This is a genomic window from Halomonas sp. WWR20, from assembly GCF_054602495.1.
The window spans coordinates 1-12,868 of the sequence record NZ_JBTRHR010000017.1 but is presented as its reverse complement, the minus strand read 5'-3'; the positions used below and the strand labels follow the sequence as shown (position 1 = coordinate 12,868).

Here is a 12,868-nt window from a genome sequence, read left to right as displayed (position 1 = left end):
CATCTTGCAGGAATATCCGCCAGGCCTGGGCTCGTCACGGCATGAACACTGCCCGCAGGCACTGCTGATCCTTGTCGCGGAACATCGCGTACCCCTTGGGCGAGTCCTCCAGGCTCATCGGATGGGTGAGCAGATAGGCAGGGTCGAGCTCGCCTTTCTGGATGTGTTCGAAAATGCGTTCGATATAGCGCTGGCCGGGCTGCTGGCCGGAACGTACGCTGAGCGCCTTGTTGACGATGGCGCCCATGGGGAACTTGTCCATCATGCCGGCATAGACACCCAGCACCGACACCGTGCCGCCCTTGCGGCAGGCACGGATCGCCTGGCGCAACGCGGCGCCGCGCTCGGTGTGCAGGCGTAGCTGCTGCTTGGTGGCATCATAGATGTGTTCCACCCCGGTGGTATGCGCTTCCAGCCCCACGCAGTCGATGCAGCGATCCGGCCCGCGCCCTCCGGTGAGTTCGACCAGCGCCTCATGCACGTTGACCTGGGTGTAGTCGAGCACCTCGGCGCCAGCTTTGTCCTTCGCCAACGCCAGACGATCGGGAAAGCGGTCGATGCCGATGACACGCTCGGCGCCCATCAGATAGGCACTGCGCATTGCCATCTGCCCGACCCCACCGCACCCCCACACGGCAACGGTGTCGCCCGGCTCGATATCGGCAATGTCGGCGCCGAAGTAGCCGGTGGGCACGGCATCGGAGACGAACAGCGCCTGCTCGTCCCTGATCCCCTCGGGTACCTTGAAAACGTTGACGTCAGCGAACGGCACGCGCACGTAGGTGGCATGACTGCCGGCATAGCCGCCGAAGGCATGGCTGTAGCCGAAGATGCCCCCGCAGGCGTAGCCGTACAGCGCTTCCGTGGTCGCGGGGTTGGGGTTGGAGTTGTCGCAGCAGGAGAATTCCTGGCGCCGACAGGGCTCGCAATGCCCGCAGCCGATGATCGATACGGTGATCACGCGATCGCCCTTCGCCAGTCCGGTCACGGCGCTGCCCACTTCGACGACTTCGCCGAGAAACTCATGCCCCAGCACATCCCCTGGCTTCATCGTCGGCACATAGCCGTTGAGCAGATGCAGGTCGGAACCGCACACCGACGACATCGTGACGCGCACGATGACATCGCGAGGATTGACGATTTCCGGATCGGGCAGCGTCTCGACGCTCAGCTTGTCGGTGCCTTGCCATGTCAGTGCGCGCATCAGCGGCCTCCTCGCTGCGCCCCGGGGCGGGCGGCATTGGTGGTGATCTCTCCGATTTCCAGCAGTTGCTTCAGCCGGCGCAGGTCATCACCGGCCTGGGTGCCCGGATCCTTGCCCAGTAACCGGGCCACCACGTGGCCGGCATGACCCGCCGGCGGTTCGTAGGCGAACACCGCCTGGATCACGGTCCCCCGCCCCTGCGGCGCATCGCGGAAGCTGACCCAGCCGGCTTGGTGAATATCGGTATTGTCGAGGGTCTGCCAGGCGAGGTATTCGTTTTCGCGTTCATCGGTGATCTCGGCATCCCATTCAAGGTGCTTGCCCGGCGCCGGGCTGGCGACCCAGTGGGAGCGCCGGGCATCGATCACGTCGATCCGCTCGATATGCTCCATGAAACGGGCGAGATTGCTGAAGTCCTTCCAGAAGCGGAAGACCTCCTCGCGCGGCTTGTTGATGGTCACGCTGCGCGAGGTGACCTTGGCGCTTTTCCAGTCGTGCGCCGCCGCCATGTCCTGCTCATAGGAGTTCGGCGCCAGGGCCTTCTTGATCCCGCAATACCCCATCGCACCGCGGGAGATGAGCATACCCCCCAGGGCCAGGTGTACCAGCCGGCCAACACCGTGTCGACGTAGACCCAGCCCGACGCACAACCCCCCGCCCAAAAGAGAAGCAGCCCGCTCCCCGCCGGAAAGCTGGCCGGCACTCGCCGGCTTGCTGCGCATGGCGACAAGAGAATCATCCTGCCAGGAATCGTTCATGCTCTACCTCCTTGAGACTTACAAGCCCATGGTCTTGCGAAAGCCTTTCATGAACGGCTCATCCGCCGGTTCCGGGCGATCGGTGCCGTTCATGGCGCGATGCCAATAAGGGTAGATCGGTACCGGGCGGGTCGCCTCCTCGATACGGTCGACCTCCGCCTCGCTGAGTTCGAGTTCCAGACAGGCGAGGTTGTCCTTGAGCTGATCCTCGTTGCGTGCGCCCAGGATCAGCGACGTCACGCCGGGGCGATCCTTCAGCCAAGCCAGCGCGACCCGTGCCGCCGAGACGCCATGGCCGTCGCCAATCTCGACCAGCAGGTCGATGATGTCGTAGAGGCGCTCGCGGTCGTGAACATAGGGCTCGGGCCAGTCGGTGCCTTGGCGATGGTCCGAGGACAACTCCCTGCCGCGGCGCAGCTGTCCGGTGAGCAAGCCTTCACCCAATGGACTCCAGATCAGCGTACCCAGGCCCTGATCGCGCCCCACCGGCAGGATCTCGTATTCGGCCTCGCGGGACTCCGGCGTGTAGTAGATCTGCTGGCTGACCGGGCGAATCAGCCCATGTTCCCGGGCCGCCGCCATGGTCTTCATCATCTGCCAACCGTTGTAGTTCGAGGTGCCGACGTAGCGCACCTTGCCGGACTGCACCAGATGGTCGAGAGCCGCGAGGCTCTCCTCGATCGGCGTGACCCCGTCCCACTGGTGCAACTGATACAGATCGATATGATCGGTGCCCAGACGGCGCAGGCTCATTTCGCACTGGCGAATGATGTGATAGCGCGAGGCGCCGCCGTCGTTGGGGCCTTCGCCCATCGGCGTGCGCACCTTGGAAGTGATCAGCACCTCGTCACGCTTGTCCTTGAGTGCCTTGCCAAGCACCTCCTCGGCAAGGCCCATCGAATACATGTTGGCCGTGTCGAAGGTATTGACGCCGGCCTCGCAGGCGATGTCGATCATGCGCCGCGCCTGATCGGCATCGATGTTGCCGACCTTCTCGAAGCCGGCCTCTCCGCCGAAGGTGATCGTGCCCAGCATGAGCTGAGAGACTTTCAGGCCCGAATGGCCCAGTTGACGATATTCCATGTCGTATCCTCTCTGTCCGTTGATGAGTATCCTCAGGGTCCTCCGCTGCCGCCGGTGGCGCCATAGACCTGACCGGTGGCGTAGCTGGAGTCCTGCGAGGCGAGCAATACATAGATAGGCGCGAGTTCCACCGGTTGCCCCGGACGCCCCATAGGCGTGGAACTCCCGAACTCCTCGACCTTGCTCTGCGGCTGACCGCCGGTGACTTGAAGCGGTGTCCAGAACGGCCCCGGCGCCACGGCATTGACGCGGACGCCCTTCTCCACGACCTGCTTGGCCAGCGCCTTGGTGAAGGCAACGATTGCGGCCTTGGTCTGCGAATAATCGAGAAGGTTTGCCGGAGGGTCATACGCCACGACGGACGCGGTGTTGACGATCGAGGCGCCTTCCGGCAGATGCGGCATGGCGGCCTTGGTGATCCAGAACATGGCGTAGAGGTTGGTCTTCAACGTCGCATCGAACTGTTCGGTGGTGAGATCGAGAATCGAATCCTGCGACTGCTGCCGGGCGGCATTGTTGACGAGAATGTCGAGCCTGCCGAGCTCCTGCACCGCCGTCTCGACGAGTTCCTGACAGAAGGATTCCTCACGAATGTCGCCGGGAATGGCCACGGCCTTGCGGCCTTCGGCTTCGATCAGTTCGATCACCTCGTGGGCGTCCGACTCTTCGGCGGCGAGATAGTTGATCGCCACATCCGCCCCCTCGCGAGCGTAAGCAATCGCCGCGGCACGCCCGATGCCGGAATCGCCACCGGTAATCAGCGCCTTGCGTCCGGCCAGTCTTCCCGCGCCTTTGTAGCTCGTTTCGCCATGATCCGGACGTGGCGTCATCTCGCTGGCGAGCCCCGGCCACTCCTGAGGTTGGCGTGGAAACGGCGGCTGGGGGTACTGGTCACTCGGATCCTGCATATCCGCCACGATACCCGCGCCTGCTTGCCTGGCATCTCCCTGTCCTGACGATTGCTGAGCGAATGCCGGTGCAGCGGCCGCCGCCGCGACACCGGTAACCAAGCCGCCGACCACCTGCCGACGGGCAGGATCGAACTTCTTATCGGATTCCATGAATTTGACCTCCGTAGTAATTCTCAACCCGCGAACCCTTCTCCCAGGCTCGCAATCAATTCTGCGCTGTAGCCGGCCGCTTCCAGCGGCGCACGAATATCCTTCTCAAGCTCGGGAACGTAACCGATCAGCAAATCCGCCGGCCCCTTGATCTCCACCTCGCCGAGCGCGGCGGGCAGCAGTAGACTCTTGGCCCGGCCGAGTTCGCCGCGCCAGGCGCCAGCGCACACCGTGACCGGCTGACCGACGTTGCTCAGGACCACCGCACGCTCGAACCCGTAATGCAGCGGCACGTCGGCATCGACTCGCCAACGCTCCAGCGCGAAATAAGGACCGGCACAACAGATTAGGCGGTCGATGCCCTCCTTCACCTGAATGCGTAGACCGGGGCGAAAGTCGGGGCGGGACTCGGGTTTCAACTCCTCGAGTAGCTTGTCGATATTGGCGCGGCGCTCCTCGGGCGGCACGGGCGAGCCATCTTCCATGTTCCAGGGCATGGCGTGCTGCTGGATGTCCGAGGTCTGCTCGATCTCGTAGATCAGCGTGTCCGGGCCGAACGAATGCAGCGTGCCGCCGGGCACGTAGATCGTCTCGCCTGCGCGTACCGGGAGACGGCGCATCACGCTGTCGTAATTCTCCCGCCACAGCGCGTCGCGCAAGGTCTCCTTGTCGACGCCGGGCTGGAGCCCCACCAGCGCGGTCGCGCCGGGCTTGGCCTCGAGAATATGCCAGGCCTCGGTCTTGCCGTTGGGCTGCTGCTCCAGGCGCTGGGCGGTTTCGTCGTCGGCATGCAGATGCACCGGCAGCATGCCGGTTGCGTCGATGAACTTCGTCAGCAGCGGAAAATGCGGCCCGCGCCAGCCCGGCCCCACCAGCGCATCCGGATGTGACATGGCCAGATCGCGCAGGCGCGAGCCGGCAAGCGGCCCTTCCGCCACCTGAGCGATGTCGCCATCGACATCGCTGACTTCCCAGGTCTCTGCGATGCGTGCCTGCGACAGGCCCGTCCGCCCCAGATGCTGCTGGATGAGCGTGCCGCCGAAGATGTGCGACCGGGTGGGCGTGGTCAGGCTAAGGGGATACCAGTCCATGGCGTCACTCCTTGCAGGTCAGATGATGTTGGGCACACCGCCGGGTAACGGGGGCATAGCGGCCTGGACCGGAAGCCAGTAGCGCAGTCCGTTGTTGTCTCGGCGGGCACATCGATCTCTCCTTGATCGTTTTCTGCCGGGAAGAAACTTCAAGGACGCCATGCTCGGCCCTCTCATGGCGCTGCGGCATAGCGCTACGACCAATCATGCGTCCGAAGGGCTAATCCACTGGATTTGACTCAAGCATGATTTAGACTTTAGCCATGAACAGGCATTACACCAGCCAACGCGAGTAACGATATGTTGTCTGAGGTGCTGCCGCAGGATTTGCCGACTCGCTTGGGGATGACCAGGCTCGCAGAAGACCCGCCCTGATATGCTCCCGTTTCCGGCATTACTTGGTGCTTCTTGGCGACCCTGCCGCCCTTGTTGTTTGCCATGGCATGAAGCGCGGCAACGCGAAAAGGGTCAGCCACGGTATTTGCGTAGCCATATCTCCTGTTACATTGAAGATCGAACGATCACTGCGGCATGCCTTGGCAGCCGTCTTATCCGTCAAGAAAGGAAGCAACGCATGACCATCTCCGTAGGCGACAAGATTCCCGACATCATGCTCAAGACCAACGGTGACAAGGGGCCGGAAGATATTTCCACCGGCGAGCTGTTCGCCGACAAGCGAGTGGTGCTGTTCGCCGTTCCCGGCGCCTTCACTCCCGGCTGCTCCAACACTCACATGCCTGGATTCGTGATCAAGGCCGACGAGATTCTCGCCAAGGGCGTAGATACCATCGCCTGCATGGCCGTCAACGATGCCTTCGTGTTGAATGCCTGGCAGAAAGACCAGAATGCCCAGGCGTTTACCATGCTCGCCGACGGCAACGCCGAATTCACCAAGGCGCTAGGCCTGGAGCTCGACGCCACCGGTGGCGGCATGGGCATTCGCAGCAAACGATTCGCGCTGATCGCCAACGATGGCGTCGTGGAATATCTCGGCGTGGATGCCAAGGGCGTGGAGCAGAGCAGTGCCGAGACTATCCTCCAGCACCTGTGACATTGTGGACACCGATGCCGGCGTATCCGCGCCGGCTAGCCAGCCATAGCGTCATTCTGCCGCCCTGCCTGTAGATAGCGCGCCAGCATGAGCCAAAGTATCCCATCCGCACTATTTCAGCCTCGCCACATCCGCTTGCCCGTGACCCACCCGCATGAACCCACCCGAATGAACCCACCGACTGGATTACTTCTGCTAAGTCGATGTCCTTAAAGGCTATTTGATCAATAACGCTTAATCTCCTAATTTTCCCTCCGAAAATTTCCGTCTGCGCGAAGGGTGTCCGATAGCCTGACAGTCCCTTTTGGCACGACGATTGCTAAATATTCTCGAGACCAGGATGCAAGGAGCATGGCATGCGGGCATTACTGCATCCCATCCGCGCAGTGCTAGGGAGCGTCGCGCTCCTGCTGCTCGGCAATGGACTGATCAATACGCTACTCACTCTGCGGGGCACCGATGAGGGGTTTTCCACCTCGCTGCTGGGCATCATCATGTCGGGCTACTTCGTGGGTTTCGTGTGCGGCACCTGGGTCAGCAGCCGGCTCATTCGCCGCGTCGGCCACATTCGCACCTTCGCCTTCTGTGCGGCGATCTGCGCCTCGGGCGCGTTGTTGCATGTCATCTTCGTCAACCCCTGGGTCTGGCTGATTCTGCGCTTCGTCTATGGGCTATCGTTCGTAACGCTGATGACGGTGGTCGAAAGCTGGCTCAATAGCAAAGCGCCCTCGCACGAGCGCGGACGCATCTTCGCCATGTACATGCTGGTGAACCTCGGAGCGATTGCCGTGGCGCAGCAGATCCTGCGCCTGGACACGCCCGGTGGCTTTTTACTGTTCTCGCTGACCTCGATTCTGATCTGCTGGGCTCTGCTGCCGATCACCATGACCCGCCGCGCCCAGCCGATCATTCCCGACCGCCCCAAGAGCAGCCTAAAGTCGCTGATCGGCTTTGCGCCCATGCCGGTGACGTCATCGGCGCTGTCAGGGCTGGCGATGGGCGCTTTCTGGGCAATGACACCGGTCTACGCCAAGCAACTCGGCTTCGACATTGGCGGCGTGGGCCTGGTGATGAGTATCACTATCCTCGGCGGGGCCCTGCTGCAGATACCTATCGGACGCTTCTCCGACAAGCACGATCGCCCGCGTGTCCTGACCTATGTCGCCCTCCTGGCCGCCATATTCGCCGCCTTGATGCCACTGGCACCGACCCAACCGGTATTGATGGGGCTATTTTTCGTGTGGGGCGGGTTATCTTTCTCGCTCTATCCGTTGGCCGTGGCGCAATTGATCGACCAGTTGCATCCCGAAGAAGTCGTCTCCGGCTCCTCCGACATGCTGGTCTTGCAGGGGGCCGGCAGCGCCATCGCCCCCATCGTCGCGGGGTTTGTCATGCATCTCTTCGGTGCCCAGGCACTGCCACTCTATATCGCCTGTGTACTAGCGTCGCTCGGCACCTTTGCGATCTATCACCGTCATCGCGTCTCGCCGCTTATCACCGGTGAAACTGCACACTTCGAGCCGCTGGTGCAGACCAGTGCGCAAGGGTTGGAAATGGTCTTCGACGACACCCAGCCCGACTTATTCGATGATCCCGAGTTCTATGAGGAGCATGAGCGCTGGCGAATCATCAAGGCGGTGACTCAAACATGATCCTGACTCAGTAAATCCGATCGCCGGGACAGGAGCTGACGCTCCGGCTGCGGGATGAGAGGCCAAGGTTCGCCGATAGGCAGCCTTGGCCTCGCCCATTCGGCCCCTTTGACGATACAGATGCGACGCGTCTTGCGGCGCATTGAACTCGCGTAACGGCCACACCTCGATGTCGCCAAGTCTCTTATTTATCTCTACTTTGCCACTACGCACTGCAGCACCGCGCGGGTCATGCTAAAACAGAGCTTTAATCGTCAACGGATACGCCATGACTCGAACCCGCCATGCTACCCCGCATTTTCAGCTGCGACTCGTCGCGGACAAGGATGTCGTGATGGGCCCCGGCAAGGCCGACCTGCTGGAAGCGATCGAACGCACCGGCTCGATTTCATCGGCGAGCCGCGAGCTGGGCATGAGCTACAAGAAAGGCTGGCAGCTCATCGAGACGGTAAACCGTCATTTCACCACGCCGATCGTGACCACCTCTACGGGCGGCAGCCTGCGCGGCGGTGCCAGCCTGACCCCACTGGGCCATGAAGTTCTTGCCCATTACCGTGCCCTGCAACGGCGCCTGGCACCGAATGTCTGCGACGAGGCACGTGCGCTGCTGGCACTGCTGGACGACACCTCAATCCCCGATTCCTCCTGACCCGGCACCGTTTTCCGCTTGGCGGAGAGCGCCAATATGACTATAGTATTTCCGTTATATCCAATCATACATAACGGAATATCCATGGAGACGTTCATGCTCGGGCCGGTCCTCAATCAGGCGCATGTCCTGCGCGCACTCCCGCGCGTCCCTAAATGGTTGGTGGGGGCTGGACTTGCCCTGGCCACCCTCGCCGGTAGCGCGACGCTTGCCCAGGCCGCGCCTGCTACCGTCAATGTCTATGCCGCCGCCTCGCTCACCGATGCCCTGAATGCCGCTGTCGAGCATTATGAGTCGCAGCATGAGGTCGATATCGTTCCGGTCTATGCCTCATCCTCCACCGCGGCGCGCCAGGTCGCCAACGGCGCCCCGGCCGATCTCTACTTTTCCGCCAACGAGCAGTGGATGGATTGGTTGGCGGCACAGGACATCAAGCTGCAAGCCCGCGCCGATGTGCTGCAGAACCGACTGGTCCTGATCGGCACTCCCGACCACTCCCACTCTGTGGCGACCTTCACGCTGGGCCAAGGCGAGTCGCTTGCTGCGCGTCTCGACGAGGGGCGCCGTCTCGCGGTGGGCGACCCCGACCATGTTCCCGCGGGCATTTACGCCAAGCAGGCATTGCAAGCGATGGGTGAGTGGGAAGCGCTGGAGCCGCGCCTGGCGCGTGCCGACAATGTTCGCGCCGCGCTGGCGCTGGTCGAGCGTGGCGAAGCGCCGCTGGGTATCGTCTACCAGACTGACGCTCAGGCCAGCGATAAGGTGCGTCAGCTCAGCGTGTTTCCCAGCACCAGTCATGAGCCGATCACCTACCCGGTGGCCCTCGTCAACCCACCGGCCAGTGACGCCGCCCTCGCCTTTCGCGACTGGCTGGGCAGCGACGAGGCCATGAAGATCTTCACCCGTTTCGGCTTTACGCCTGCCGATACGCCCAGCCCTGAGTCAAAGTCCCGCTGATGCTCACCAGCGCTGAATGGGAAGCCATCCTCATCAGTCTGCGAGTCGCGGGCACTGCGGTGGGCTGGATACTCATTCCGGGCGTGGCGGTCGCCTGGCTGATGGCGCGTCACGAGTTTCGCGGCAAGGCGTTGCTCGATGGTCTGCTGCACCTGCCACTGGTACTGCCCCCGGTGGTGGTCGGCTACCTGCTGCTGATCGCGCTGGGCCGTCAAGGCTGGCTGGGACAGTGGCTGAATCGCTGGTTCGATATTTCCCTGCCATTCACTTGGCAAGGCGCGGCAGTGGCTGCCGGCGTCATGGCCTTTCCACTACTGGTGCGCGCCGTGCGCCTTTCGCTGGAAGCGGTGGACGTCAAGCTAGAGGCGGCGGCCAGCACACTGGGCGCTAATCGCTGGCGAATATTCTTCACCATCACATTGCCCTTGGCGTTTCCCGGTCTGCTGACCGGCACGGTGCTGGCCTTTGCGCGGGCGCTTTCGGAGTTTGGCGCCACCATCACCTTTGCCTCCAACATTCCAGGCGAAACACGCACCCTGCCGCTGGCGCTCTACACGCTGATCCAGATGCCGGGGCAGGAAGCCGCCGCCGCGCGCTTGTGCGCCCTGTCGATCGTGATTGCCATGCTCGCGCTACTCGCCTCGGAGTGGCTGGCCCGCCAGGCGCGCAGACGCCTACATGAACGCGACAGTTAACGCTGACTACGAGACGTCTATCATGGCCGATGTCACTGCCACGCACATTCCCCAGCGCAACCTGGCCCCAGGACTGACCCTCGATCTCAGTAAACGTCTGGGGGATTTCCAGCTCGATGCGGCACTGGCGATTCCCGCCAGCGGTGTCACCGCCCTGTTCGGCGTATCGGGCAGCGGCAAGACCAGCCTGCTGCGCATGATCGCCGGGCTCGACATACCCGACAACGGCAGCATCTGTATCGGTGAAGAAGTCCTTACCGACACCCAGCGCGGCGTGTTCGTGCCACCACATCGCCGTCAGCTTGGGGTAGTGTTCCAAGAAGCCCGGCTATTTCCGCATTATCGGGTACGCGGCAACCTCACCTACGGCATGCGCTCTGCGAGGCAGCAGCGCTTCGACGCCATCGTAGCGTTACTGGGAATCGAGGCCCTGCTGAACCGTTTTCCCGCCACGCTCTCGGGTGGCGAAGCGCGACGTGTTGCCATCGGCCGGGCGCTACTCACCGAGCCACGCCTGTTGCTGATGGATGAACCCCTGACCGGCCTCGACGGCACTCGCAAGCAGGAGCTGCTGCGCTATATCGCCCGGCTGGCCCGTGACATCGACATCCCCATCATCTACGTCAGCCACGACCCCGGCGAACTGACCGCGATTGCCGACCATCTGGTGCTGCTCGAACGAGGGAGGGTGCTCGCCCACGGCCGCCTGGATGCGCTATTGATGCGCTTCGACCTCACCAAGCATCTAGGCGGCTTCGATGCCGCATCGGTGGTCACGGCCAACGTCGTTGCGCACGACGCCCATCATGCGCTCACTCGCCTGCGCCTCGCCGATGGCCAGCCACTGGAGATCCCCGCCGTCGATGCGGCGATTGGCGACACACTGCGCCTGCGCATTCCGGTGCGCGACGTGGCTCTGGCACTGTCTTCTCCCAGCCATACCAGCTATCGCAACCGGCTCGATGCCACTATCGAACGGATCGGCGAAGCCGATACTCGCCAGTCCACTGTAGAGCTCCAACTGCGTCTCGGCGAGCAGCCGCTGCGCGCCTGCCTGACGCGCAAGTCGTGTGAGGAAATGGGCTTGCAGGAAGGCATGCCTGTCGTCGCCTTGATACGCAGCGTGGCATTCGATAGCCGCTGAAGCGATATGACTCAGGCGCGTTTTTCGCGAGCAACATACCCAACTCTAGCATGGGGTATTTTCTTGGCCTGGGCATTGGTGAGGTTTCTATGCCGCTTATTTAACGACACGTTAATCTCTAGCGCGACTCGCTCTTAAAGCCCTCTCAATCAGGCCTGCGGGGTTTTGAATGGCGAAATGGCGCAATCCATAGGGCTCCGCTACAGTTGCAAAGGCACGGGTCAATATCGCTCTGCTAATGCAATGCCGAAGCATCGAAATCGAACCAGCCATCACGTCTAAAACACTTACCCTTAATAAGCATAACAACGTAGGTAACGCCATGTACGATTCAAAGAATCTGGAAAAAATAAGTCAACTGGAAGCCAACGCAAAACGGGGCATGGAAGCGTTCTGGGCCTTTGATAAGGCGGCATTCGCCGAAGGGGCCATCGATGGGAAAACCAAACAGCTATTGGCATTGGCAGTGGCCATGACCACTCAATGCCCCTATTGCATCGAACTTCACACCCAGGCGGCCCGCGACGCAGGCGCCAACGACGCCGAACTGAGTGAAACGGCGCTAGTGGCGGCCGCTATACGTGCAGGCGGTGCCATTACCCATGCCACGCACATGTTTAAAGACTGATTGAATATGGCCGCTGTCGAAATCCGACAGCGGCCGTACGACTTTATGCCATCAAGCTATTGAGAGATTCAGGCTCAGTTAGGCGGCGCCTTTTAGCGCCCCACTCGCCTTGGCATTATGCGTTGCGATGACATCCATCAACGCAGGCGAGAGACAATCATAGGGTTCCAATCCCAGTTCCTTGAGCCGTGCCCGCACCTCGCCCATATTGTCCGGATTCTCTCCCGACTCGATGATGGACGACGCAAAAGCCGCAAACTCCGGACCGGCCCATCCTTTGTCGTTCGAGAGCTCTACGTGAATAAAATCCAGCCCATAAAAAGGATGTTCGGTGTTCTCGATACGACCGTACATGTGCACGCCGCACGCTTGACAAGCATGGCGCTGAATAGCCGCCGAAGGGTCGACGACTTTGAGTTTTTCCTCATGCGCCGTAACACTCACTGCGTCCTTGGGCACTACCGCCACCAAGGAAAAAAGCGCCCCTTCCGGCTTCCAGCATTTGGTACAACCGCATACATGATTGTGGGCACACTGGGCCTTGACGGTCACCTCGACCTTATCGTGATCGCAGTGACAATGCAGGGTTCCGCCATCGAAATTGGCACTTCCCGTGCCGACGCCATTATCCACCATAGGATGAATATGAATATTGCTCATGGAGGGTTGTCCTTTTATTTCATCCGAAGAATTGTTTTTATCGTTACGCAAGCCAGACATGACATTCGATAACCACGACATACGTCACCTCACTCAGTAATGCAGCACAGAGCGAATGCTCTTGCCTTCATGCAGTAGCTCGAAGGCTTCGTTGATCTTCTCGAAGGGCAGATCGTGCGTCACGAACTCGTCGATCTTGAGCTCGCCCTTCATGTAGCGGTCGACATAGCCCGGC

At 61.5% G+C, this 12,868-nt stretch carries 13 protein-coding genes and 1 pseudogene; 7 read left to right on the top strand and 7 right to left on the bottom strand.

The features are described 5' to 3' along the window. Window positions 1-34: 34 nt before the first annotated feature. The 5 genes from ACW4DH_RS18745 to ACW4DH_RS18725 are packed head-to-tail and all read right to left on the bottom strand — an operon-like array spanning window position 35 to window position 5,197. The gene (locus ACW4DH_RS18745) at window positions 35-1,204 is read right to left on the bottom strand and encodes a zinc-dependent alcohol dehydrogenase (RefSeq protein WP_459637925.1); all 1,170 of its coding nucleotides are present in this window, start codon (window positions 1,202-1,204) and stop codon (window positions 35-37) included. Next, on the bottom strand, window positions 1,204-1,962 hold the full coding sequence (locus ACW4DH_RS18740; RefSeq protein WP_459637924.1) for an SRPBCC family protein: 759 nt from the start codon (window positions 1,960-1,962) through the stop codon (window positions 1,204-1,206). Before ACW4DH_RS18740 ends, ACW4DH_RS18745 begins: the two co-directional genes overlap by 1 nt. A gap of 18 nt (window positions 1,963-1,980) precedes the next feature. Continuing rightward, a complete protein-coding gene (locus ACW4DH_RS18735; RefSeq protein WP_459637923.1) occupies window positions 1,981-3,045 on the bottom strand; it encodes an aldo/keto reductase in 1,065 nt (354 codons plus the stop codon). A 32-nt stretch (window positions 3,046-3,077) separates the two neighbouring features. Then, a complete protein-coding gene (locus tag ACW4DH_RS18730) occupies window positions 3,078-4,106 on the bottom strand; it encodes an SDR family oxidoreductase (protein WP_459637922.1) in 1,029 nt (342 codons plus the stop codon). A 23-nt stretch (window positions 4,107-4,129) separates the two neighbouring features. After that, window positions 4,130-5,197, bottom strand: a complete 1,068-nt coding sequence (locus tag ACW4DH_RS18725; protein WP_459637921.1) for a class I mannose-6-phosphate isomerase — start codon at window positions 5,195-5,197, stop codon at window positions 4,130-4,132. Between the two features lie 574 nt (window positions 5,198-5,771). On the opposite strand from ACW4DH_RS18725, the gene ACW4DH_RS18720 reads away from it, so the two are divergent. From ACW4DH_RS18720 to ACW4DH_RS18690, 7 genes are all read left to right on the top strand, one after another. Then, window positions 5,772-6,248 carry a redoxin family protein gene (locus ACW4DH_RS18720; protein WP_459637920.1) on the top strand — a complete coding sequence of 159 codons (477 nt, stop codon included), beginning with the start codon at window positions 5,772-5,774 and terminating at the stop codon, window positions 6,246-6,248. Between the two features lie 356 nt (window positions 6,249-6,604). Then, window positions 6,605-7,900, top strand: a complete 1,296-nt coding sequence (locus ACW4DH_RS18715; RefSeq protein ID WP_459637919.1) for an MFS transporter — start codon at window positions 6,605-6,607, stop codon at window positions 7,898-7,900. Window positions 7,901-8,168: 268 nt separating this feature from the next. Continuing rightward, window positions 8,169-8,549 (top strand): winged helix-turn-helix domain-containing protein, encoded by a 381-nt coding sequence (locus ACW4DH_RS18710; protein WP_459637918.1) that lies wholly within the window; start codon window positions 8,169-8,171, stop codon window positions 8,547-8,549. 96 nt (window positions 8,550-8,645) lie between these two features. Continuing rightward, on the top strand, window positions 8,646-9,506 hold the full coding sequence (gene modA, locus ACW4DH_RS18705) for a molybdate ABC transporter substrate-binding protein (RefSeq protein WP_459637917.1): 861 nt from the start codon (window positions 8,646-8,648) through the stop codon (window positions 9,504-9,506). After that, complete coding sequence (gene modB / locus ACW4DH_RS18700) at window positions 9,506-10,201, top strand: molybdate ABC transporter permease subunit (protein ID WP_459637916.1); 696 nt, start codon at window positions 9,506-9,508, stop codon at window positions 10,199-10,201. Before modA ends, modB begins: the two co-directional genes overlap by 1 nt. Before the next feature lie 22 nt (window positions 10,202-10,223). After that, window positions 10,224-11,345 (top strand): molybdenum ABC transporter ATP-binding protein, encoded by a 1,122-nt coding sequence (modC, locus tag ACW4DH_RS18695; protein ID WP_459637915.1) that lies wholly within the window; start codon window positions 10,224-10,226, stop codon window positions 11,343-11,345. Between the two features lie 322 nt (window positions 11,346-11,667). Further along, complete coding sequence (locus ACW4DH_RS18690) at window positions 11,668-11,973, top strand: carboxymuconolactone decarboxylase family protein (protein WP_459637914.1); 306 nt, start codon at window positions 11,668-11,670, stop codon at window positions 11,971-11,973. Window positions 11,974-12,051: 78 nt separating this feature from the next. Here the strand turns inward: ACW4DH_RS18690 and gfa are convergent, their stop codons facing one another. Both gfa and ACW4DH_RS18680 read right to left on the bottom strand, forming a co-directional pair. Then, window positions 12,052-12,714, bottom strand: a complete 663-nt coding sequence (gfa, locus tag ACW4DH_RS18685; protein ID WP_459637913.1) for an S-(hydroxymethyl)glutathione synthase — start codon at window positions 12,712-12,714, stop codon at window positions 12,052-12,054. A gap of 12 nt (window positions 12,715-12,726) precedes the next feature. Next, a pseudogene (locus ACW4DH_RS18680) lies at window positions 12,727-12,868 on the bottom strand (S-(hydroxymethyl)glutathione dehydrogenase); the annotation flags it as partial.